Raw genomic sequence first — 23,332 nt, 5'->3', positions numbered from 1 at the left:
TTTCGGCAACGATCTGAAGTATTTGATAGTTATGCTTTCATCAAAATAAAAAACATGATTATTTATTCTTATCTATTTCAAGACGGTCTAATATAGCTATAAATTGATGATTAATGCTAATAATATAATGAATTGCCATCCAAATACCCAATGTCTACCAGAAAACTACTATTAAGATTTGCAAAACCCTATCCAGGTTTGATTCTTCTGACGATAGCGTTGGGATTTTCTGGAGCTTTATTTAATGGTGTCAGTACGGCTCTAATTGTGCCGGTAATTTTAAAAATTGTGGGACAAGAGGTAGATTTAACCAAAGCCCCTGGCATTCTTAAAGGAATTATGGCTCCTTTTGAGGAAATTCCAGACAGTTACCGCATAGTGGTAATGGCTGGGGCAATTATATTCACAATTTCCTTAAAAAACTTAGCTACATATACTAGCGCGTTAGCATCGAGTTCTTTAACCCGAAGGCTAACAGCAGATATGCGAGAAGCAGGACTAAAGTTATTACTAGAAATAGATATAGATTATTACGCCAAGATGAAAGTTGGTGATTTAATCAACCGTCTTGGAGGAGAAATTGGTCGGGCAGCAACTGCAATCGGGAATACGGTAAAGCTAGTAATTCTCGGAATTACAATTTTAGTTTTTGTTGGTTTGTTGCTATCAATTTCTTGGCAATTAACTATAGCAGCGACGTTTTTGTTGTCTTTGGTGACAGTAGTAAATCAGTATGCCATTGCTCGTTCTAAAAGATTTGGCAAGCAGCTCAGTGAGATGTCTAAAGCATATTCAATTGCAATGCTGGAACTGCTGAATGGCATTAGACTGGTCAAGGCAACGGGAAATGAAGAAAGAGAATATCAAAAAATTCATCAGTTAATTCGCGCTAGGGAAAAAGCAGATTTCCAATCTCAGGTGAATTCCGAAGCGATCGCACCTTTGAGTGAGGTGATGGGAATTACAGCCTTACTGTTGATTGTTTTTCTGAGTAAAACTTTCTTTGCCAACCAAGTTGCTTCCCTTTCAACTGTACTACTTACGTATTTATTGATATTACTGCGACTGCTACCCTTAGTGTCTCAGTTAAATACTATTCGCAGTACCTTTGCCAGTACCTCTGCCAGTGTGGCAATGGTGACAGAGTTTTTAAATCGGGATGATAAACCATTGATGTCCAAGGGTGAGATTCCCTACACAAAATTAGAGGAAGGAGTGCATTTTGATTTTCTTTCCTTTACTTACCCCGGTCATGAGAAGTTGGTACTCAAGGATGTGGACTTATATTTACCCCGTGGTACGACTCTGGCTTTAGTCGGTGGTTCTGGTGCCGGAAAATCAACCCTTGCAGACCTCTTACCGAGATTTTATGACCCTCTATCTGGCCGCATTACTATCGACGGGAAGGATTTGCGCGACTTCGATATCGCATCTTTACGTAGCAAGATGGGAATCGTCAGTCAAGACACTTTTTTGTTTAACGATACGGTGGGGAATAACATCGCCTACGGGCGACCCGAGGCTACCAAGGATGAAATTCTCGCAGCAGCCAAGCGGGCAAATGCCTATGAGTTTATCAGCAAATTACCTCAAGGATTTGACACTCTCATCGGCGATCGCGGCGTGATGTTGTCTGGCGGACAAAGACAACGATTAGCGATCGCGCGTGCATTGTTACAAAATCCAGAAATTCTGATTCTTGACGAAGCCACCAGTGCATTAGATACTGTTTCTGAACGCTTGGTACAGGCTGCACTCGATGACCTCAGCCGCGATCGCACAACTTTAGTAATTGCTCACCGCCTTTCTACCGTACAAAAAGCCGACCAAATTGCTGTGTTAGATCAAGGGCGTGTCGTAGAAGTAGGAACCCATGAAGAACTTTTACAAAAAGGTGGTTACTACTCGCGCCTCTACTCAATGCAATTTAGCGATCGCGCAGAAGCTGCTAACAAACAACATCAAAGCTTAGTCCGCATCTCTCACGAAATTCGGACGCAGCTTAACTCAATGCTTGGTTTCCTGCTTCTCTTACTAGATGATATGGTAGAAGATTCTCAAGAACGGCAGGAATTAATTGAACAATCTCATACATCAGCCTTAAGAATTCTCACCACCATTGATGTTTTTGATGATATTTTCAGCCTCCAACTAAAAGGCAAATTTCTGTCATTTACCCAAGAGAATAATAGTATCGCAACTAAATACAAAACTTTCACTCATATCTCTGAAGAGTTCCGCGATCGCCTGAATATGATATCGGGAATTCTGCGCTCTTTAACTGATACTGTAGCCGACACACCTGAAGACAATAATCAATTAATCGCCAAAGCCTATGATTCTGCCATAAATTTGCTTGATAAATTAAAAGAGTTCGAGAACAATATTCAATTAGAAACTAATGAAAAATGCTAGTTTAAAAAAAGACTATATTTTCTTTATTCAATCAGAATTACCCAAACCAGAAGCTCACTTAGTACAGTCTACAAATGCCGCCAATGGAGCCGCTAATTTGGGTTATTCAACCGTTTTAGTCTATCCCTATAAAGGATTAGAAACTATTAATCCAGTTAATTTAGCTCGTCCCTTTCAACCGAGGCAAGCACCAGAAAACCTCGTCAAATACTATAACTTGCATCACAAATTAAAAGTCGCTCCCTTACCCATGCCTTGGCCTATCGATTATTTCGATAATAAATTTACTAACTCTAATACCATCGCCGCTAAATATTATTTTCCATTGCATATATTTCCCACTACTAAACTTGTCCACAGTCGCAACTGGAATTTAGTAAAAGCCGCAATTAAAAATGGCATTCCAGCAGTTTACGAACATCACCACCACGAAGATAAAAAATTTGAACCAGAAATCGTCAAAAGTCCGCTATTTCAAATTGCTGTCACAGTTGTAGATACTATCCGCGAAAGCATGATTAACAATGGGATGCCACCAGAAAAAACGATCAGACTACACAATGGTTTCAATTGCTTGTTTATGCTGAGACAGCCAGAAAAAGCAGCAGTATGGCGCGAGAAACTCCTAAAAAATGCACAATCTCATTTAGTAGTATATGCAGGAGCGCTACAACAATTTAAAGGCATTGATATCCTAATTGAAGTTGCAAAAGAAATGCCAAACGTGCAATTTGCTTGTGCAGGTGGTAAGCCAAAAGAAGTAGAACATTATCAACAAATAGCAAAAGAAAAACAAGTCAACAATATTATATTTCTGGGCTACATCTTGCACGATGAGTTAGCTTCTTTACTGCAAGCAGCAGATATTTTAGCTCATCCTCATTGTTCTGGACAAGCAGCAACCTTCACATCTCCCCTGAAATTATTTGACTACTTCGCCTCTGGAACTCCCATTGTGGCCACAGAAATTCCCTCATTAAAAGAGTTTAACAATACACAGGCGATCGCAGCTTGGTGCGAACCAGATAACCCCATTAAATTCGCTGAATCTCTCAAACGAGTTTTAGAAAAATATCCCAGAAAAATAGACGGCTATTCAGAAATCATCGAATTTGTGAAACAATTTTCCTGGGAAAATCGAGCCGCAAAAATTCTTAGCTACGTCGATGAATCTCTACGTCCTCCACTTATCGCATAAATTACTACACTAGCCTTACATACTTCATTAAATCTTTTCTTCGTGTCCTTTGAGTCCTTTGCGGTTCGTTTAAAAAAAACCTTATGAATATAAAAACCATTGGTATGATTAGCAGCTATCGCGGACTCGAAAACAGAGGTGATTGGCTGTGGCAACAAACCCCCCATCAATTTGGTAAATGGGGCAATATACAAATTCAAGCACTCGCATCAAAACCAGACTTTTTATTGATGTATCAATATGACTTTCCCAAACCACCCGAACAGAAATCCTGGTTAGACAAATTTCGTAAAAAACAACAAAAATCAGAACTTAACATCAACACTCTTCTACGCGGTGTCAGCAAAGAAAGAATAATTTATCTCTTAAGAGAACCACCCCTAGACGAAGTTGCAGAAAACCATAAAAAAACCTACCAAGAAGCTCAAAAATATTGCGGCTACATTTCTGGCCCTGAAGACTTTGCCCCGATTCCTGACTATATGCCTGCTATTTGGTATCACAGCAACTCCTTTCGGGAATTAAATGAAATGCCACCCCCAGTAAAAGTTTCTCCATGCAGTTGGATTACTTCTGGAATTAGCCGGACAGCAAAACATCGCCAACGTTTAAGCTTTTTACAATCCTTACAATCTAGTGAAATCAAGTTTGATTTGTATGGACGTGACTTACCTGTATGGGCAAAAACATTAGGAGAACTAAGTAACAAATGGTATGGCATGGCTCCATATTATTACAATCTGTCAATTGAAAACTATGCCGATAATAATTGGTATGTTAGCGAAAAACTTTGGGATGCTTTACTAGCATGGTGCTTGCCGATTTACTACGGCGGCCCTGCTGCCGATAAATTATTACCACCTGGTAGTTTTTTAAGATTGCCAAGCTTAGATGAAAAAGGAATTGCCTACATTCAAGAAGTGACTGCTACTCCTGATACTTGGTATGCCGCTAAAGATGCCATAGCTGAAGCTCGTCAGATAATTTTACATAAATTAAATCTGCTCAATTGGCTATCAGAATTTGTTGATAAAAATGGATAAAACTATGACAAATGGAATTTATACACTAGCTAATGATTACGTTTATAACCAACTCGTCGCATTACTAAATAGTATAGAAGTTAATGCTGGTAATGTGCCAGTATGCGTGATTGCTTATAACGATAATGTGGAGAAAATTCGGGACGAAATAGCAACGAGAAAAAATGTTACTTTATTCGATAATCCAGATATTTTTGCTCGATGGGAAGAATTTTCATATAAAGTTTGGCAATCACATCCTTCTGCTATTCAAGCTTGGCAAGAACAAGGAATTAAGAAGTTTTACAGAGTTGGCGAAAATCGCCGTTACTGTGCTTTTGATGCTGAAAGTCAATTTGAAAAGTTTATTTACCTGGACGCTGATACTTTAGTGTTGCAGCCACTAGAGTTTGTTTTTCAGCAGTTAGATAAACATGATTTTGTCGTGTATGACTTTCAGTATAAAGACCCCGGTCATATATACAATTTATCATCGCCAAAACTCTTAGAAATATTTAGTCAAGAGCGTATTGACTCAGAAATTTTCTGTTCTGGTTTCTATGCCTCCAAGCGAGGAATATTTCCGCCAGAACAAAGAGAGGGGTTGCTATCTCAACTAAATAATGGAGAATCAGATGTTTTATATATGTCTGCTCCTAATCAGTCTGTGCTTAATTATATGAGGATGAGAGCCAATGTCTCTTTCTACAACTTTGCTCTCAATTTACCCGCTAATGAAGCAACTGGTTGTTGTGTGACTTCTCCACACTTTGAAAATCAAGATTATATTCTCTATGATAAGGGAAACAGACTAACCTATCTGCATTACATTGGTTTATCCTCCAAACTTTTTAATCAAGTATGTGATGGAGAAAATATTGATTTTCCTTACAGAGATATTTTCTTGCATTATCGCTATCTGCACGAACCAGAAAAACGCCCACAGTTCACAACTAAACCGAAAGCTTACAATGCTTCTCCGAGTTTAGGCACAAGGATTTTAAAAAAATTAGGATTAACAGGTTGAGGTTGATATGACTCGTGGTATTTATATTATTGCCAATGACAAGGTGACGGATCATGCGATCGCACTACTAAATAGTATCCGATTACACGATCGAGATACACCAATTATCTTGATTCCTTATGATGACAACTATCATGCCATAGCGGATATACTCAACAAATATTATGGCGTAAAAACATACGCAGACTTAGAATTTATCGACCGTCTTGCTTCGAAATTACATGAAACTTTTGGAGGACAATTTTTTGCTCGTCCGAATCAGTTTCGCAAACAGGCTTGTTGGTTTGGCCCATTTGATGAGTTTTTGTATATTGATACCGATATTGTTGTCTTTGAAAAGATTATCGATAATCTTAACTACCTAGCTGAATCTGATTTTATTTGTTGTGATTATCAACATCTAGGTGGTATCAAGAATGTTTTCAGTCCCAAAATTTTAGAAGATAAAGTTTTTACTGAGGGTGAAATAAAGGATATTTTCAACGGTGGTTTTTGGGGTTCAAAGAAAAACTTAATCTCGGAAAATGATTTGTATCAAACTTTTGCCGAGTGTGCTGCCAATCCAGAATATTTTGATTTCTCTGAAAAAACTTCTGACCAACCAATTATCAATTATATGTTGCTCAAGCGGATTCCGCGCCGCTTTAATATTGTTCGCAGAGAAGGTAAAGCCCCTGGAAATTGGGCGGGAAGTCCCCATTTTCAACAACATGAACATATATTATTTGATACTGCCGTTAATCAACCTCTGCAATACCTTCATTGGGCAGGTATTCGCATTCAACCAGGTTGCCCCTACTGGGAAGTTTGGGAACACTACCGTAATCTTAATCCTGCCTTACCTGCGGCAGCTATTCCTGCACCTGCAAAAAAAAGTGCGTGGTGGCAGCTAGGTACAGTTAAAAATCAATTGCGTAAAATTAAAAATGAGATAATTTCCAGCTGATTATCTTTAAATTAGCTTCTTTGATAACAAGGGGTAATACTAATTCTATGATTACTCCTTTACACCATAAAATTACCCATCTCTCTCTTCAATAACCAATAATAAAATTCCTCTAAATTAATTTATTGATAATAAAAAACAAAATTACGCAATGTAATAATTCTTAAACGCAGTGAATTATATAAATATTTAATATTATTACTAATTTTAAATGCAACTTTTTGCAAAATAGACTGTTTGGGGTATTCCAGCATTTTTTGCTGCTCAAAATATACTGCCATATCCTGAATATTCGATTGTCCATTTTTGATTCTAATTAATTCAGTTCTATCCTTGAAAAAGGAAATTCCCTCCATCTCACTCCATCTAACTTGCAAGCCAGCCTTAGCAGCAGCTAAACCGATTGCATTTCCTTCGCCGTCATGAACTCCGTTTAATTCAAAATAAGGTGCTATTCTTTCCCAATGCTTGAGGAATTCAAGTTCTTTTCCAGAGTCTTTTGTAACGGCAAATAAATACTCATAAATAAATTTTACTTCTTGATTTTCTAGATATAAATTTAATTTTTGTGCTGCTTTATCAGTCACTAAAAACTTTTTATAAAGTTTGCCATCAGCAGTTCCAGCAAAAACTTTGGCATACTTTTTCCGCATAATGTCACAAGACCTAGCTACTATTCCTGGAGCTTGCAACCATTTCATATCTTGCGGTACTGGTGCTACAATTCGCATATCTGCATCAATGTATATGCAGGAGTGAAACAGAGATAATGCTTTGGCAAGTACAAATCTTTTATCGTGGTAAAGTTTCACACTGTTTTGTATATGCTTAAAAGCTAAAACATTAGACTGTTTGCTAAATTCTTGAGGGCGATCGCTTAAAATTACAAAGTAAGTACTAGGCGAATATTTTTCTATATCTTTCGCTAATAATAATGCCAAATTTCGATAGTTTTTACCAAATGCTAGGGTGCAAAAGCAGAATTTTCTTTCTTCTGAAACCATGATTATCATCTCTTAAGCATAGATACAGGGGGGCGATCCAGTATTTATAGGTAAGTGTAGCTCGATCAAAAATTGAGATTTGTGAAATTTACGTAAAAAAACGGATACTCACCGCCAGAATAGCATTTTATGCTGAGCGGTGAGTAACAATGTTAGTTATTTTGCTGATAAATTTTACTATATCTACTGCAAAGAGTCTAAATCTAGCGATCGCATTCCTTGGCGTTCTGCAAAAGTCAGCATACTTCCTAACTGCAACCACACCAGTAAGCAAGTCAGAAGACTAATTGGTAAACCCACTGCTAAAGCCAAGAAGGACGGAAAGCCAAATATCGCTAAACCTGAAGAGAGAAATAGACAAACACCAATAGTTATTCCCAAAAATGGTACAAACAATTGTCTCAGTGATGAATTAGATTTAGGGCTTTCCGTGCTATTTTTTTGCCATTTCTGCACAATTAATTTCAGCGTCCCAGATAATGCCACGCCAGAAGTTAATGCTATGAAAAAACCGATAACTAATAGCAAGTAGGGCGGTTGTAAAGGGTAATAGTACATGAAATCTCCGAATTGATATTAAAAGGAAAAATGTAAGAATTCAGGAGGAGCCAGCGCTGTGCGGAGGTTCCCGACGCTCGGAAAGCGTAGCGTCTCCCCTTGGGAGAAGACTCGCTACCGCTTCGCTATCCGTTGAAGCGACTGGCGTGGGGCAGTCCGCTCAAGTCAGGAAACCCGCCCACGCGGCTGCCTCCCCGTTGTAGCAACTGCCGTCAACTGGCGTTCAGAAGTCAGAATAGTTAAATAATTAAAGAACATTTGATCGATCGATGCACCCATCATATTGGATTTCTTTGACAACTTACTTCTAACTCCTGCCTGCTGCCTTCTAATTACTGTGTGACTTTCCACCAAAATAAACAAAGGATGTAGCTTTTGGTAGGATAGCCGCCGCCCCTTCTCTAGATAACTCTGTTAACATCTCAATCGCTACGTTAAACAAGCGATTTGGCTGTAAGTCATCTTTAACTAAATTCCACAAACGTTGCACTTCTTCAGTGTGGAGGCGGTCATCTTCGGTGAGTGCTAGCACCAACTGTCGCCGCAGAAATTTGCCTTCATCAGACAGCAGATATTGCAACCCCATCTGGGCTGTTGGTAACACATCAAAGTTATTATCAGTACGAGCGATCGCAATCAAATTTTCTAACCGCTGCCACTGAAATCTACCATCTTTGAACAACACATTCAGCAATCGCCGTCTTAATTCGGGCGATTCACCCGTCAGCAAGCGCCGTGCTATGTATGGATAACCCACCTCAACAATTTTGAAATTCGGGTTGAGGCTAAGGGCAATACCTTCCTGTGTTACCAGTGAACGAATAATTAAAGCAAACTTTGCTGGGACTCGGAAGGGATATTCATACATCAATTCCGAAAACTCATCGGTAATTGTTTTGAAGTTAAAGTCTCCAACGTTCTTACCAATAGCGTTCCCCAGCACTGCTTCTAAGGCAGGGACAATGGGGCAAATATTTGTGTCTGGAGTCAAAAACCCTAATTTTACAAAGTCTTCGGCTAAGTCGGTGTAGTCTTTGTTAACCAGATGTACTAGCGCATCTACTAAATTTTCTTTGGTGGTTTCCTCTAACTGATCCATCATGCCGAAGTCAATATAAGCCATACGACCATCGGGCATCGCAAACAAGTTGCCAGGATGCGGGTCAGCGTGGAAGAAACCATGTTCCAACAATTGTTGCAAACCTGAAGTCACACCAATTTGGACAATCGCTTCTGGGTCTAAACCTGCTTGGCGGATACGTTTAGTATCTGTCAGCTTGAAACCGTTAATCCATTCCAGAGTTAAAACACGGGTATTGGTGTAGCGCCAGTAAATACTTGGAACTTTCACTTGCGGGTCGTTGCGGAAATTGTTCGCAAATTTTTCTGCGTTGCGACCTTCGTTAATGTAATCAATTTCCTCAAATAACTTTGTGCCAAACTCGTCCACAATCAAAGTCAGGTCGTGACCAAGATTGAGAGGCAACCAAGGCGCTAGCCAACTCGCTGCCCAACGCATCAAATAGAGATCCAGTGTCAGAACTGGGCGTAAGTTGGGGCGTTGCACTTTCACCGCTACTTCTTCGCCGCTCAGCAGACGACCGCGGTAGACTTGACCCAAGCTAGCAGCAGCCACTGGAGTTGGTGAAAGTTCGCTAAAGACCTGGTGAATTGGTCTGTCTAGTTCAGTTTCAATAGTTTGATAGGCGATCGCATTATCAAACGGTGGCAACTGATCTTGCAGTTTCACCAGTTCCTCTAAGAAATCTTTACGTATCAAATCAGGTCTAGTAGACAGCGCTTGACCCACTTTAATGAAAGTAGGGCCTAAACGGGTGAGCAGTTCTCGTAGCTGGGTAGCGCGTTTGCCCTTATTCTGCTCAACTTGATTTTGCCATTCATCCCACTTCAGACAAAGGATAAATCTACCAAAAGACCAGATAATTCTCAACAAGCGTCCCCAAGCAAGCCAGGGACGATATCGATAGTGACGAGCGATCGCGTCCGGATTGTAGCGGTTTAGCTGAGCAGATTGATACTGACCCACGCCTTTGTTTGCCTCTTCCACTGGGAAATTTACACTGTTGTTTGTATCCCGACTTGCAAATTCTTTGCAAATCTAGGGTGTTGATAGTTTTATAAAAACTATTAAATTTTATTTTTTTGGATAGTAGTTGCGGCAAGCTTGGCTTACCTTACTACCCAGGCTTTTTTATCTTTTTCTTAATTATACTTTATAAAAGTACAACTATTATCTGCATTCAGTTGTCAGTTGTTATTCTTGCTTCCCCTGCTTTCCCTGCTTTCCCTGCTTTCCCTGCTTCCCCTGCTCCCCCCGCTCCCTCATATTTTTATTGGGGCTAATAGTTGCGATCGCCCCCTGCCTTTCGCTAGGATCTGTAAGCTTTAGGGTATAGGCAAAGCTACTTGGGATAGAGCTACACATATGTAAGCTATCCTGCCCAAACCTAAGTTAATGAGATTTTACAGGAAAAACGAAAAACAATGGCGAAACGCGTGCAGTTAGTATTAAATCAAGATGTCAGTAAGCTGGGAAAATCCGGCGACTTGGTGGAAGTAGCTCCCGGCTATGCTCGTAATTATTTGATTCCTCAGAAGTTGGCAACTCATGCCACTCCTGGTATTCTCAAGCAAGTAGAACGCCGCCGCGAGCAAGAGCGTCAACGGCAGTTAGAACTCAAGCAACAAGCTTTAGAACAAAAAGCAGCTTTAGAAAAAGTTGGAAGTTTGAAAATTGCCAAGCAAGTTGGTGAAAACGAAGCAATTTTCGGTACTGTCACCAATCAAGAAGTCGCCGATGCAATTCAGGCAGCTACTAGTCAAGAAGTCGATCGGCGTGGTATTACCATCCCCGATATTGGCAAACTCGGTACTTATAAAGCCGAAATTAAGCTACATTCGGAAGTGACCGCACAAATCGATATTGAAGTCGTAGCTAATTAATCGCGTAATTGTTAATTAAAAATTAAAAATGCAAAATTCCAAAATTGGATTCTTCATTTTTAATTTTTAATTTTTAATTGGAGCGAAGCAGCTAGCAAACCCCCGCTCTCAAATCTCAAATCGCTTATGGCTGAAGAACTAAGTTTTCAAGGTGATGGTAGCGATCGCCTACCACCCCAAAATATTGAAGCGGAAGAAGCGATTTTGGGGGGAATTTTACTAGATCCAGAAGCGATCGGTCGAGTTAGCGATCGCCTTGTTCCTGAAGCTTTTTATATTAGCGCTCATAAAGATATTTATCAAGCGGCGCTGCGCCTCCACGCTCAAGGCAAACCCACAGACCTACTCTCGGTTACAAGTTGGCTGGCTGATAACGATATCCTAGCCCGCATTGGTGGCAGAAATAAATTAGCAACCTTAGTAGATCGCACAGTGTCAGCCGTTAATATCGATGCCTTAGCAGGGTTGGTAATGGAAAAACACCTGCGGCGGCAGTTAATTAAGGCTGGTAATGAAATTGTGCATCTCGGTTACGAGACAGAATCTGAGTTACCCAAAGTCCTGGATCGGGCAGAACAGAAAGTCTTCAGCGTTACTCAAGAGCGTCCGCAATCAGGTTTAGTTCATATTTCTGATACCCTGATTAATAATTTCCAGGATATTGAAGATCGAAATCAAGGCATTGCTTTACCCGGTATTCCCTGCGGATTTTACGATTTAGATGCCATGACCAGTGGCTTTCAGCGTTCTGATTTGATTATTGTCGCTGGCAGGCCTTCAATGGGAAAAACGGCTTTCTGTCTTAACCTTGCTCATAATATCGCCGCTTCTTATAAATTACCTGTTGCTGTTTTCAGTTTGGAAATGTCCAAAGAGCAGTTGACGCAGCGTCTATTAGCTAGCGAGGCGCAAATTGAAAGTGGTTATCTGCGGAGTGGTCGTCTCAGTCAAACACAGTGGGAACCTTTAAGTCGTGCTATTGGTATCCTCTCTGAGATGCCAATTTATATTGATGATACGCCGAATATTACAGTTACACAAATGCGTAGTCAGGCAAGGCGACTGCAAGCAGAACAGGGAATGGAATTGGGATTGGTGGTAATAGATTATTTGCAATTGATGGAAGGAGCAGGCGATAATCGCGTACAGGAATTGTCAAAAATTACGCGTCAACTCAAAGGTCTAGCCCGTGAATTATCTGTACCAGTGATTGCTTTATCTCAGTTGAGTCGAGGTGTGGAAGCACGCACCAATAAGCGACCGATGTTATCGGATTTGAGAGAATCCGGTTCGATTGAACAAGATGCGGATTTGGTAATCATGTTGTACCGGGATGAGTATTACAATCCTGACAGCCCGGATCGCGGCATTGCAGAAGCTATAGTAGCTAAACACCGCAACGGCCCTACAGGTATCGTAAAACTTTTGTTCGACCCGCAATTTACAAAGTTTAAGAATTTAGCTAGATCGGGTAATTATTAATATCAAACTAGTAACGCTGCGGAGAATTCAAAACTAAAAATGCCTTATTTATAGGCTGTTGATGAACTTTAACAAGGCAGAAGTACGAAGGCAGAGGGCAGAAGGAAATCCCCAGAAATAAATTTAGGGGATTTAATAGGGACACCTTGTCTTGAAAAATCCTTTTACTTTTTTGCATAAATGAATTTAGGAGCCAGTTGCGTGGGCGGGTTCCCCGACTTGAGCAAACTGGCGTGGACAATATACCCTTTTGGCACGCAAAAATTGTATTTTCTTCCTTCTGCCTCCTGCCTTCTGCCCTCTACCTTTCTTCGGTAATAAATATTAAAAAACGCTTGTAGTATCAAAGTTAAAACTATGTTGCTACAAGCGTTTTAGGTTTAATGCTGCACCTATTTGTCATTCCGTTGGTTCTGGGTGCTTTGGTAAAGATAATTACATTAGGCACTAACAGCAGATGCAGGAACTTTCACTGATTGTTGCAGCAGATCGATATAGAGTTCGCTTAGTTGTGAAGCAACACCATCCCAGCTGAACTTAGTTCTCACACGGTGTCTAGCCGCCTCACCTAATCGATCTCTCCAAGTCGGGTTAGAGAGAATTTGATCGATTGCTTGAGCAAAAGCGACTTCATCTTTTGCTGGGGCAAGTAATCCAGTTTCTCCAGGCACAACAGTAAATTGAAGACCGCCCACATCACTAGCCACTACTGGGGTTCCGCTTGCCATAGCTTCAATCGCCACTAACCCAAAGGGTTCGTAGTGACTGGGAACTACACAGACATCCGCTGCGGCGTAGTAAGTCGGCAGTATCTCATGATTAAGGTTGCCAGGAAAACTAGTAAATGAACTCATTCCTAGTTCGTTAACAATGCTTTCGATGCGATCGCGTTCCAAGCCGTCACTTTGACCTGGGCGACTACCACCGCCAATAATTAGTTTCAAAGGAGTTTTGCCACGCAGTTGCGACTGACTTACAGCCCGCACCAGAGTTTCAATACCCTTGCGCTGGTCAAATCTTCCCACATAAAAAATTAGTTTTGTTTCGGGGTCTATTCCTAACTGTTGTCTGGCTTCTTGCCGATCGACTGAACCAAATCGTTCAATATCGGTGCCACAAGGAATAATATCAATATTGCCCTTAGAAGACACAAGCGATCGCATGTGTTCTTTTTCTTGGGGACTGGTTGCTACAATTCTCTCGGCTGTTTCTAAAACAGCTTTTTCAACTGCTAAACGTGTCTTGGAAATCAGGGGAATCGTGGATATTGACTTATATTTTACTGCTCCTAGAGAGTGGTAGGTATGAACTTGCTTAGTACCTTGGATTTTCTTGAGTTCCATTCCCACCCAGCTGGAGATCCAGTAGTTTGTGTGTACCAGTTGGTATTGAATGCCTGATTGTTTCTGGAATTTTAAAAATTGCTGAACAAACTCTGGTGCATACCCGAAAATATTATCTCTAGGCACAAACTCAGTAGGGCCAGCAGTTAACCTAATTGTGCGACAGTTATCTCCATGCTCGACTACTGTAGCTTGTTCAGCATTCGCCCTGCGAGTGAACATATCTACTTTCCAACCTTGTTTGGCTAGGGCTTCACCTACTTGGCGCACGTAAACATTTTGTCCCCCAGCTTCTTCTTTACCAATTTCAATTGCCGGATCGCCGTGGACGGAAATCAGAGCAACGTGCTTTTGAATTGCAGATTTCATAAATGCGTTAAAGGGCTAGAATTAAATAAATTAAATGTGGGATGCAGCAGAAGTTAACACCATCGGCTACCTCAATGCAGCCCAAAAACCATTAACATTAATTTAAATCATCTGATAGTTTCTGAAATCTGTTGCAGGAATGAGTTTGACTTGCAAAAGTTTCATTCTAGAGAACTATATTTTGCATATAAAGCATTTTTTTTTATTTTGTACCTCTAGCCATAGGAGAGGTTATTAGCCTGTTGATATTCCTGTTTGGACCTTGAAAGTGTCTGTTTGAGGAACGAAATAAACTCCAAAAAACCTTGCTATTGTTGGGTTTGACTCCGTTCAACTAAACATCAAATTATTTTTTCCTCTACAGAATGACAGAAAATGGATAGACAAAACAGAGTGAAATAATGAAATTATCCTTTGTTTTCCATCAAGCATATATCACTTAATTATTAATTTGTCAGTATTGTTATCAACAATTTCTATTTTAAAGATTGTGATAAACATCTCTTATCTATCCCTAGGCATACCTCAGAAAGCATGACTTTCAATATTTGGAAATTTTCTTGGGCAAAGCTCTGCTTGTTGTCTGTACTACATATTTCCTAAGTATGAATGCAGTTTCTCTCATAGGTCTGATGGAATACATGAGAAATTTCATTATCTTTATAATTAGCGGTATGTCTGTACCTGTAATTTTGTCAATTTATAAACGTTCTTTTCCAAAACAGATAGAGAGCAGCGTACAGAGGTGAAGAGAGATTAATTTACAGCTTTGAAGAGTATGAATTTCTGTAACCACAAATACCGCTCAGAATTGGGTAAAAGAGGATGAGATAAGTCAATATAAAATGTTAGCTAATCATTGCAAAAGTTTTTGATTCTGACATAACAGATTTGTTATAGTCTGAGCTTAAAAAGCTCTGTATCTGAGAAGGAGGAAAACAAACCAATGAAAATTCTAGCTGATGCCGATTTAGTCTTAGAATTTCTTCTTAACCGCGGCACTTTTGCAGAAGATGCTCATAAATTATTAACGGAAATTGCAAAATTCCCGGAAGTTGAAGTGTATGTGACAGACAAGTGTTTAAAACGAGCGCACTTAGAATTATTGGATCGGAGAAACGACCAAACTAGCGAACATATAGTCAACAGCATAGTAGATATGCTGGATGGTCGTATTATCGAAATTGATAACAGTATCAAAGAAAAGGCACGTAACTATTCCTTGAGAGATTTTGATTCTGCTGAGGAAGTAGCTTGTGCTATCGAAATGCAACTGAATACAATCGTTACCCAAAATCCCCAAAATTTTGATGGCTCTACTTTAGCCATTTGGTCTGTAGGAAACTTACTAAATATTGTCCAATTAGAAAAAAATTTAGATCGATGCTATTCACCTTGTAGAGGAGCATCTTCAGCATTTGAACCCAACCAAACCCAAGGAGCTAGTCTGAGTGCTGCCAAACTACGTGAAGCTGGTTTATATGGTACTGATTTGCATGGTGTAGATCTGCAAGGTGTAGATCTGAGTGGTGTTAATTTGTATGCTACCAACTTATACGATGCTAACTTATGTGATGCTGACTTGACTGGGGCTAATTTATGTGATGCTGACCTAAGTAGTGCAAACCTCAGCGGTACGAACCTCAGCGGTGCAAACCTCAGCGGTGCCGATCTTACTAGTGCTGACATTAGTGGTGTCAACCTCAGCGATGCCATAGTTAAAAAAGCCCAGTTTGGAGGAAATTCAGGACTTACCGATGAGTTGGAACTTGACTTGAAACAGCGAGGGGCAGTTTTTGAGGATTGCTGGGGATGAGGGAGACACGGGGACGCAGACAAAGAGAATAACTCGTAACTCTTGTACGGACGCGATTAATGGCCCGGCGCGTTGCTCTGGTCAAGAGAGTTGTAACGAATTGTGTTGCGCCTCTACTCAGCACTCAGCACTTTGAGTCTGACTAGATCTACGATCGCAGCGACTAATTCAGATGGTACAATTGGTTTGGTAAGATGTTGCTGAAATCCAGCAAAGAGTGCCTGTTGTTGGTCGATTTCTCCAGCATAAGCAGTCAGAGCGATCGCTGGGATTTTTCCTCCTTGTTCTGGCGATCTGCGTCTTACTTGATTTATCAGCATGTAGCCATCGATATCTGGCATACCAATATCGCTCACAAGCACATCAAATTGGCATCGATCGAGCGCTGCTAATGCTTCTGCGGCGGATGCAGCAACCGTGACTTCTGCCCCAGCTTGCTCAAGAATTACAAGCGTTAGCTCTCTAATTGCCGCTTCATCATCAACGACTAAAAGCTTTAGTCCTATTAAGCATGAAGAGTCATAGGTCAAGGGTAGAGAAGGGTTTTCATCAGGGATACTTCCCTCATCTAGCAGCAGTGGTAGCTCAACTGTAAAAGTCGCTCCCTGTCCCTCGCCCGGACTTTCTGCCTTCGCTGTTCCTCCATGCAATTCTGTCAAATACTGGACAATTGCTAGTCCCAATCCCAAACCACCGAATTTACGAGTTATTTTGCTATCTTCTTGGCGAAAGTAGTCAAAGATATACGGCAGAAACTCTGGGGTAATACCTTTTCCATTATCTTTGACTTGAATTTGGGCCTTCATACCCACTCGTTCCAACCAGATTTCTATCCGTCCTCCTGCTGGCGTGAACTTGACGGCATTGGAAAGCAGATTCCAAACAATCTGCTGGAGACGACTAGAATCACCAGCAACCTGTACCAATTTGGAAGACAAAGAGAAAGAAGACGCGGTGATGGGGAGACGGCGAGACGCGGAGAGGTTAGAAAATGTGGAATTGGGGAGATGCGGTGAGGAAGTTAAATTCTTGGCAATTTCCCTCAAGTCAGAACTTCCAAACCCGGAGGGTGACGTGGAGAGAGAAAATGTCCCCGTGTCCCCCTGTCCCCGCGTCCCCGCGTCCTCTTCCCTCACCTCAAACCGCAGTTCAATACCCTTCGCTTCAGCTGCTAGCTGCACCGTTTCCAAAGCAGCTGCGATCGCACTCACCAAATTCACAGGAGAAACATTGAAAACCATCTTGCCTCGTAAAATTCGTGAGACATCCAGCAGGTCTTCAATTAATTGAGTTTGTAACTTGGCGTTGCGCTCAATGGTTTCTAGCGCCCGCTGTGTAGTTTGCTCGTCAAACTTACGAGTTTGCAGGAGTTTCGTCCATCCGAGGATAGGACTGAGGGGCGATCGCAATTCATGAGAGAGAACAGCAAGAAACTCGTCTTTAATACGATTGGCGGCTTCGGCTTCTTCGCGGGCGGCTCGTTCCCGCGCCAATAGTTGTTCTCGCTCTTGTTGCACTTGTTTGTCGTCTGTCATGTCAACAAAAGCTGCTATTACTCCTCGAACATCACCAGTATCATTGCGTAAAGGGGTTGCCTTGCCATAGATGAATCGAATTGTTCCATCCTCAAAAACAAGTTCCATCTCATCTGTGACTTCCTGACCGGTTCTGGCAGCTCGTTGCATGGGTAAGTCGTGAGGTGGAATTTCTTGGCCGTTTTTTTGCCGCTTAAACTTGAGTGGATCGGAACTATGCGCTGGTGTTGCTGTGATGACTGAACCTGGAGTTTGCCGTACTAAGTTGTAAGCGGCTTGATTGGCTGTTATGTGATGGCAATTTGGATCGTGGGCTATCCAAAGCGCCACAGGAGTGATTTGCATGAAGGCTGCCAATTCCTCCGCTTTGGAACGGGCGATCGCTTCGCTTTGCCGTAAAGCTTCCTCAGCTCGTTTGCGATCGTCAATATCTGTGGAAGTGCCATACCAGTGAGTAATCTCACCCTGCTCATTTTTAATTGGTACTGCGCGCACTAAAAACCAGCGATAGACACCATCAGATGCCCGCTTCAGGCGACACTCTACTTGATAAGGTACTCCTGTGGTTTGAGAAATTATCCATTGCTCCCAAATCCTGCGAGCATCATCGGGATGATATATCTGGGTGATTTGGGCGCGATCGTCGGTTTGTTCGAGGGTCAGTCCGCTGTAGTCGCGCCACTGTTGATTGACGTATTGCTTTTCACCATTGGCATTAGCCACCCACACAATTTGCGGCATAGCATCGGCAAGCTGACGAAATTGTTCTTCACTTTGACGCAATGCTGCTCCGGCTCGCTTTTGTTCGGTTAAATCTAAAACAAAGCTGACACCTCGCCCTTGGGAGTTCTCCAGCAAAACGCCCCCCACCAAAACTGGAACGCGGGAACCATCTTTGCGAATAAATTCTTTTTCGTAGGGAGTATATTCTCTAGTTTTTGCAAATTCCTCGCTTGCTCGCTCGTCCAACCAGCGCCACTCTGGTGGAGTCATATCTTTCCATTGTAATTTTCCCGCTTGCAAGTCTTCTTGGGTATAGCCAACCATTTGCAAAAATGCTGCATTGGCATCGGTAATGTTGCCCTGAAAATCCCAAGCAACAAAGCCAAGTAAATTAGACTCCACCAAACAATTAAATCGAGCTTCACTTTCCCTTAATGCTGCTTGAGTTTTTCTGTAGTCCGTGATTTCAAGGGACATTCCCGCAAGCAGCTTGTGTCCTACACTACTGTGTAAAGGAAACTTGAACGACATGAAGTAGCGATCGCCATCATCTTGCGGTTCAATCTCCAACACTTCTAAAACCTGACCTGTAGTCAGTACTCTTGTATCGTTAGCGCGCAATTGCTGAGCTAGTTCAGCCGGACATAAGTCAAAATCTGTCTTGCCTACCCAATCGTATAACTCACGATTAAACAGCCGTTCTGCTAAGGGGTTGACATACAAATATCGTCCCGCCTCGTCTTTAATAAATGCTGTGACTGGGCTATGCTTCATAAAGCTCTCAAACAGTTCCTGACTGTCGTGGAGTTTCTGTGCTATTTGCTCAGCCTGCTGTTTGGCGCGACGATAACGGCTGCTTAACCCGCAAATCATCAATGCTACCCCTATCAGCACAATTAGTCTTACCCAATAATTGAGAGTTGTAGGGTCTAAGGAGTTAGGCAGTGGCAGCCACAATAAGATTGTAGCGATCGCTGCCAAAGCTGTAGCAAATATTCCAGGCCCCAGTCCCCCAGATAGAGAACTAATCATCACCGCTGGATAGAACAGAGCAAAAACAGTGGGTGCAAGTAAGGGCTGAAGAAGCAATGTTATCAGTAGGGCAATAGCATCTGTTACCAAAGCAGTTCCATAAGCCAGGATCTGAGTACGGAGAGCTTTTGAAATTCTTCGGCGTGCCATTTAATGCCTTTTAGGGAGGAGTATGCTTAAGATTGCGATTGTGGGTAATTCAGGTTTTGAATGCCGATTGTGATTTTAAATTCACCAGCTTACCTCAACTCCTCCCAAAATATACAACAATTTTTAGATTGCGTATTTTAAATATTAAGTCATTAAATCATAAAAACGGCAATGTATATTTCAAGGAGGAATTTACCGATTTAGAAATTTATCTTTACAAATCAGTTCGACATTCAACTAGCTGTTTCATGAAATAACATTTAGGTATTTTCGACATGGCGATCGCTATATTTCCTATCACGTTCGCCTGAAGACTTATCATTAGGGTCGAGGCGGGGACAAGAGAGAGATTTAAATAATAAGTGATTTCCCGGACTTAATATTATAATTGTTGACTATAAACAACTTCAAGCAGTTGTTTTGATTTGTTAGAGTTCCCATATTACGTTGTATTTACAGCATTTTTCAAAAGTGAAAGGCAAGAGGTGAAGCAGTGCGGTAGCGACGTTAGGAGCTTCACCCGAAGGGTCTTGGGGGTTTCCACGCCAGTTGCTACGCTGCGGGTTCTGCAAAGGAGTACAAGTCGGCAAAGCCGCCCAACGCACTGCCTCCCCATGAGCAACTGCTGTTAGCGCCGCGAAGCGCGAGTCCTCTGCCAATGGGAGACGCTACGCTTTCCGAGTGTCACAAGCGTCGGCACGAGCTTCACCCGAAGTGCAGGAAGAGAGTTAGAAGTTTCAGGCTCATACCATTTCCCAAAAATAATGATACAAATCCAAAGCCAGGAGCCTAGACTAAATGGGACTTTCTTAATTACGAATTACGAATTACGAATTGGTATCAGACGTGCAAACTCTCCACTCCCTACTCCTGTGCTGCGTATGCATGAGAAAATCAGATAACACAATCGCAACAGTTGCGATGATGGCACGGAAGGAAAAAAGATGTCGGAGAATTTGAGAAGCCAGGTTGTCACGCAAGGAGTGCAGCGATCGCCGAATAGAGCTATGCTGCGTGCAGTTGGTTTTAAAGATGAAGATTTTAATAAAGCCATTGTGGGCATTGCCAATGGCTACAGCACGATTACTCCCTGTAATATGGGGATTAATCAACTGGCACAAAGAGCAGAAGTTGGCATCAAAAATGCTGGGGCGATGCCGCAAGTGTTCGGCACAATTACCATTAGTGATGGTATTTCCATGGGAACTGAAGGGATGAAATATTCCCTAGTGTCACGGGAAGTTATTGCTGATTCGATTGAAACTGCCTGTACTGGACAAAGCATGGATGGGGTGCTGGCCATTGGTGGTTGTGATAAGAATATGCCAGGGGCAATGCTGGCGATCGCTCGCATGAATATCCCTGCTATCTTTGTTTACGGTGGCACGATTAAACCCGGTCACTATAACGGACGCGACTTAACTGTTGTCAGTTCTTTTGAAGCGGTAGGTCAATACAGCGCTGGCAAGATTGACGATAAAGAACTATTAGAAGTTGAAAGTCGGGCTTGTCCTGGTGCTGGTTCCTGTGGTGGTATGTACACGGCTAATACCATGTCTTCGGCTTTCGAGGCGATGGGGATGAGTTTGCCCTATTCCTCGACCATGGCAGCAGAAGATGCTGAAAAAGCTGATAGTACGGAAAAATCGGCTTTTGTCCTAGTCGAAGCCATTCGCCATCAAATCTTGCCCCGCCAAATTATCACCCGCAAATCTATAGAAAATGCCATATCTGTAATTATGGCTGTGGGTGGTTCGACAAATGCAGTATTGCATCTATTAGCGATCGCTCGTGCAGCAGATGTAGAGTTAACTCTGGACGACTTTGAAACTATCCGCGGTCGCGTTCCAGTTTTGTGCGATTTAAAACCAAGTGGTAGATATGTTGCTACGGACTTGCACAAAGCTGGTGGCATTCCCCAAGTGATGAAAATGCTCCTTGTGCATGATTTACTACATGGAGATAGCCTCACCATTACAGGGCAAACGATTGCTGAAGTCTTAGCAGACATCCCAGAAGAACCATCCACTAACCAAGATGTGATTCGTTCTTGGAATAACCCGATGTATGCCCAAGGTCACTTAGCCATCCTCAGAGGGAATTTGGCAACAGAAGGCGCTGTCGCTAAAATTACTGGAGTCAAAAAGCCAGTAATTACCGGCCCCGCCCGCGTGTTTGAATCGGAAGAAGCTTCTTTAGATGCAATTTTGGCGGGTAAAATCAAAGCTGGTGATATTCTTGTCATCCGCTATGAAGGGCCAAAAGGTGGCCCTGGAATGCGGGAAATGTTGGCTCCCACCTCAGCAATTATCGGTGCTGGTTTAGGTGATTCTGTAGGATTAATTACCGACGGACGCTTTTCTGGCGGTACTTACGGTATGGTAGTTGGTCACGTTGCCCCAGAAGCGGCAGTTGGGGGTGCGATCGCTCTAGTGGGAGAAGGCGATAGTATTACCATTGATGCCCCTGCACGCCTATTGCATTTAAACGTATCTGACGAAGAATTAACCCGTCGTCGTGCCAACTGGCAACCTCCCGCACCGCGTTACACCAAAGGCGTATTGGCAAAATATGCCAAATTGGTATCTTCTAGCAGTATCGGTGCAGTGACGGATTTAGACTTATTTAATGATTAGTTGTTAGCTAAGAAGTTTTGGCAAATTGCCCTGAGAGTATAAGTAACTGGCTCTATTTATAGAGCCAGCTTTTCTTGGAAATTTTAAATTGGTGTAGTTTGAAAGCATTACCACAGTTACTGATACTGTTGGCGAACTTAACAATTCACCGGAAAGAAGATAGGAAGGACGGCGAAAGGAAAAAGATTCAAAGCTCGCTCCCATGTAATACATGGGAGACGGATTTATCCATGTATTACTTGGAGGTTGTTGATGTAGTTACCAATTCGATTAATCGTCTTAAAGCTTTTTGAGCAGACTTATAGCTAGAAGCTTGTTTGCCTAGCTTTAGCTGTGCTAAAACCTGTTCGGCTAAAACTGTCAGTTGTTCAACATGAAGATTTGTTTGAGGCTGTTTTAGAACGGGAGCAATAGGAAATGTCAAATTATTCTCCCTGACAACCTGTTCGAGTAAATCAGCCCTAGTGATTCCAAGACATTCTGCGGCAATGCCTAATGCTTTCCAGGTAGCATCCGTTAGTCTCACTGAAACCTGTGATGAGGATGGTTGCTTGGTTACAAGGCGTACCTCATGCCAAGACACGAACATCAAGATTTGCAGCACTCGCTATCACTTAAAGACTTTCTTGATTCAAATACACTTGTAACTTATCCTAACCACAGATGACAAAATTTACCCCACCCACCGCATATTATAGCGATCGCTCCCTCTTCAACTCTTCCTCCGCGTCCTCTGCGCCTCTGTGGTTCGATTCTTATGCTCATTGGCAAATTACCAAACACCAAATTTGAGCCTTTGATCCTCAACCGCCAGCCTTAAAGGCGCAAATTTCCGCATCAAAGGCGCAATTTTCCGCATAAAAGGTGCAATCGTCAGCCTCAAAGGCGCAACAGTGCCCTAAAACAACTCCAAGAGAGAAAAAATAATCAAAACGCGATCGCAACCAGTAAATACTCAGGCAGAATTTAGTTAACCTGAGTTCGGGATAAGGAAAGAGACAGGTAGTAAGCTGAAAATAGCGTTAAATCCAGCAACCTGCCCTATGTTCAGTTTAGATGCTTTGTTTTGCCATGTAGATGATTTCTGTAAAGCATTTGAAACCCAATGGTAC

Annotated in this window: 18 protein-coding genes; 10 read left to right on the top strand and 8 right to left on the bottom strand. The window is 41.9% G+C overall.

Annotated elements, in window-relative coordinates; genetic code table 11:
- Positions 1 to 150 precede the first annotated feature (150 nt).
- The 5 genes from RMY31_RS21060 (at position 151) to RMY31_RS21040 (ending at position 6,608) form a co-directional block, all read left to right on the top strand.
- Positions 151 to 2,415, top strand: a complete 2,265-nt coding sequence (locus tag RMY31_RS21060) for an ABC transporter ATP-binding protein (RefSeq protein WP_322660290.1) — start codon at positions 151 to 153, stop codon at positions 2,413 to 2,415.
- The gene (locus RMY31_RS21055) at positions 2,402 to 3,613 is read left to right on the top strand and encodes a glycosyltransferase (RefSeq protein WP_322660292.1); all 1,212 of its coding nucleotides are present in this window, start codon (positions 2,402 to 2,404) and stop codon (positions 3,611 to 3,613) included. Before RMY31_RS21060 ends, RMY31_RS21055 begins: the two co-directional genes overlap by 14 nt.
- A gap of 83 nt (positions 3,614 to 3,696) precedes the next feature.
- On the top strand, positions 3,697 to 4,656 hold the full coding sequence (locus tag RMY31_RS21050) for a glycosyltransferase family 10 domain-containing protein (protein ID WP_322660294.1): 960 nt from the start codon (positions 3,697 to 3,699) through the stop codon (positions 4,654 to 4,656).
- Between the two features lie 4 nt (positions 4,657 to 4,660).
- Positions 4,661 to 5,662: an Npun_R2821/Npun_R2822 family protein gene (locus RMY31_RS21045; RefSeq protein WP_322660296.1), complete on the top strand. Its 1,002-nt coding sequence runs from the start codon at positions 4,661 to 4,663 to the stop codon at positions 5,660 to 5,662.
- A 7-nt stretch (positions 5,663 to 5,669) separates the two neighbouring features.
- Positions 5,670 to 6,608, top strand: a complete 939-nt coding sequence (locus RMY31_RS21040; RefSeq protein ID WP_322660298.1) for an Npun_R2821/Npun_R2822 family protein — start codon at positions 5,670 to 5,672, stop codon at positions 6,606 to 6,608.
- A gap of 122 nt (positions 6,609 to 6,730) precedes the next feature.
- Here RMY31_RS21040 and RMY31_RS21035 read toward each other — a convergent pair whose 3' ends face one another.
- From RMY31_RS21035 to RMY31_RS21020, 4 genes are all read right to left on the bottom strand, one after another.
- Positions 6,731 to 7,612 (bottom strand): hypothetical protein, encoded by an 882-nt coding sequence (locus RMY31_RS21035; RefSeq protein ID WP_322660300.1) that lies wholly within the window; start codon positions 7,610 to 7,612, stop codon positions 6,731 to 6,733.
- 183 nt (positions 7,613 to 7,795) lie between these two features.
- On the bottom strand, positions 7,796 to 8,170 hold the full coding sequence (locus RMY31_RS21030) for a hypothetical protein (RefSeq protein WP_322660302.1): 375 nt from the start codon (positions 8,168 to 8,170) through the stop codon (positions 7,796 to 7,798).
- A 328-nt stretch (positions 8,171 to 8,498) separates the two neighbouring features.
- Entirely contained in the window at positions 8,499 to 10,217 is a 1,719-nt protein-coding gene (locus tag RMY31_RS21025; RefSeq protein WP_322660326.1) for an AarF/ABC1/UbiB kinase family protein, read from the bottom strand.
- 228 nt (positions 10,218 to 10,445) lie between these two features.
- Positions 10,446 to 10,616: a hypothetical protein gene (locus RMY31_RS21020; RefSeq protein WP_409878154.1), complete on the bottom strand. Its 171-nt coding sequence runs from the start codon at positions 10,614 to 10,616 to the stop codon at positions 10,446 to 10,448.
- 59 nt (positions 10,617 to 10,675) lie between these two features.
- Here RMY31_RS21020 and rplI point away from each other — a divergent pair, with 59 nt between their 5' ends.
- Together rplI and dnaB are read left to right on the top strand one after the other, a co-directional pair.
- Positions 10,676 to 11,134, top strand: coding sequence for a 50S ribosomal protein L9 (gene rplI, locus RMY31_RS21015; protein ID WP_322660306.1), 459 nt, complete (start codon positions 10,676 to 10,678; stop codon positions 11,132 to 11,134).
- A 126-nt stretch (positions 11,135 to 11,260) separates the two neighbouring features.
- Positions 11,261 to 12,616, top strand: a complete 1,356-nt coding sequence (dnaB, locus tag RMY31_RS21010) for a replicative DNA helicase (protein WP_322660308.1) — start codon at positions 11,261 to 11,263, stop codon at positions 12,614 to 12,616.
- Positions 12,617 to 13,056: 440 nt separating this feature from the next.
- On the opposite strand, the gene RMY31_RS21005 is transcribed toward dnaB, so the two are convergent.
- A complete protein-coding gene (locus RMY31_RS21005; protein WP_322660310.1) occupies positions 13,057 to 14,328 on the bottom strand; it encodes a glycosyltransferase family 1 protein in 1,272 nt (423 codons plus the stop codon).
- Positions 14,329 to 15,274: 946 nt separating this feature from the next.
- Here RMY31_RS21005 and RMY31_RS21000 point away from each other — a divergent pair.
- Positions 15,275 to 16,144: a pentapeptide repeat-containing protein gene (locus RMY31_RS21000; protein WP_322660312.1), complete on the top strand. Its 870-nt coding sequence runs from the start codon at positions 15,275 to 15,277 to the stop codon at positions 16,142 to 16,144.
- Positions 16,145 to 16,257: 113 nt separating this feature from the next.
- Here RMY31_RS21000 and RMY31_RS20995 read toward each other — a convergent pair whose 3' ends face one another.
- Positions 16,258 to 19,584, bottom strand: coding sequence for a PAS domain S-box protein (locus RMY31_RS20995; RefSeq protein WP_322660314.1), 3,327 nt, complete (start codon positions 19,582 to 19,584; stop codon positions 16,258 to 16,260).
- A gap of 428 nt (positions 19,585 to 20,012) precedes the next feature.
- Positions 20,013 to 20,243, bottom strand: a complete 231-nt coding sequence (locus tag RMY31_RS20990; protein WP_322660316.1) for a hypothetical protein — start codon at positions 20,241 to 20,243, stop codon at positions 20,013 to 20,015.
- 285 nt (positions 20,244 to 20,528) lie between these two features.
- Here RMY31_RS20990 and ilvD point away from each other — a divergent pair, with 285 nt between their 5' ends.
- Entirely contained in the window at positions 20,529 to 22,220 is a 1,692-nt protein-coding gene (ilvD, locus tag RMY31_RS20985) for a dihydroxy-acid dehydratase (protein ID WP_322660318.1), read from the top strand.
- Between the two features lie 235 nt (positions 22,221 to 22,455).
- Here ilvD and RMY31_RS20980 read toward each other — a convergent pair whose 3' ends face one another.
- Positions 22,456 to 22,824, bottom strand: coding sequence for a hypothetical protein (locus RMY31_RS20980; protein WP_322660320.1), 369 nt, complete (start codon positions 22,822 to 22,824; stop codon positions 22,456 to 22,458).
- A gap of 59 nt (positions 22,825 to 22,883) precedes the next feature.
- On the opposite strand from RMY31_RS20980, the gene RMY31_RS20975 reads away from it, so the two are divergent.
- On the top strand, positions 22,884 to 23,012 hold the full coding sequence (locus RMY31_RS20975; RefSeq protein ID WP_409878153.1) for a hypothetical protein: 129 nt from the start codon (positions 22,884 to 22,886) through the stop codon (positions 23,010 to 23,012).
- The last annotated feature ends 320 nt before the right edge of the window (positions 23,013 to 23,332 follow it).

This window comes from Dendronalium sp. ChiSLP03b (assembly GCF_034531165.2).
Lineage (GTDB): Bacteria > Cyanobacteriota > Cyanobacteriia > Cyanobacteriales > Nostocaceae > Dendronalium > Dendronalium minutum.
Note: the sequence above shows the minus strand (reverse complement) of the source record. Positions and strands in the feature narration are given on the sequence as shown.

Bases quoted from the DNA above. Each gene is read 5' to 3' on its own strand.
- RMY31_RS21060 (WP_322660290.1), top strand. From the start codon at position 151: ATGTCTACCAGAAAACTACTATTAAGATTTGCAAAACCCTATCCAGGT.
- RMY31_RS21055 (WP_322660292.1), top strand. From the start codon at position 2,402: ATGAAAAATGCTAGTTTAAAAAAAGACTATATTTTCTTTATTCAATCA.
- RMY31_RS21050 (WP_322660294.1), top strand. From the start codon at position 3,697: ATGAATATAAAAACCATTGGTATGATTAGCAGCTATCGCGGACTCGAA.
- RMY31_RS21045 (WP_322660296.1), top strand. From the start codon at position 4,661: ATGACAAATGGAATTTATACACTAGCTAATGATTACGTTTATAACCAA.
- RMY31_RS21040 (WP_322660298.1), top strand. From the start codon at position 5,670: ATGACTCGTGGTATTTATATTATTGCCAATGACAAGGTGACGGATCAT.
- RMY31_RS21035 (WP_322660300.1), bottom strand. From the start codon at position 7,612: ATGGTTTCAGAAGAAAGAAAATTCTGCTTTTGCACCCTAGCATTTGGT.
- RMY31_RS21030 (WP_322660302.1), bottom strand. From the start codon at position 8,170: ATGTACTATTACCCTTTACAACCGCCCTACTTGCTATTAGTTATCGGT.
- RMY31_RS21020 (WP_409878154.1), bottom strand. From the start codon at position 10,616: ATGTGTAGCTCTATCCCAAGTAGCTTTGCCTATACCCTAAAGCTTACA.
- rplI (WP_322660306.1), top strand. From the start codon at position 10,676: ATGGCGAAACGCGTGCAGTTAGTATTAAATCAAGATGTCAGTAAGCTG.
- dnaB (WP_322660308.1), top strand. From the start codon at position 11,261: ATGGCTGAAGAACTAAGTTTTCAAGGTGATGGTAGCGATCGCCTACCA.
- RMY31_RS21005 (WP_322660310.1), bottom strand. From the start codon at position 14,328: ATGAAATCTGCAATTCAAAAGCACGTTGCTCTGATTTCCGTCCACGGC.
- RMY31_RS21000 (WP_322660312.1), top strand. From the start codon at position 15,275: ATGAAAATTCTAGCTGATGCCGATTTAGTCTTAGAATTTCTTCTTAAC.
- RMY31_RS20995 (WP_322660314.1), bottom strand. From the start codon at position 19,584: ATGGCACGCCGAAGAATTTCAAAAGCTCTCCGTACTCAGATCCTGGCT.
- ilvD (WP_322660318.1), top strand. From the start codon at position 20,529: ATGTCGGAGAATTTGAGAAGCCAGGTTGTCACGCAAGGAGTGCAGCGA.
- RMY31_RS20975 (WP_409878153.1), top strand. From the start codon at position 22,884: ATGACAAAATTTACCCCACCCACCGCATATTATAGCGATCGCTCCCTC.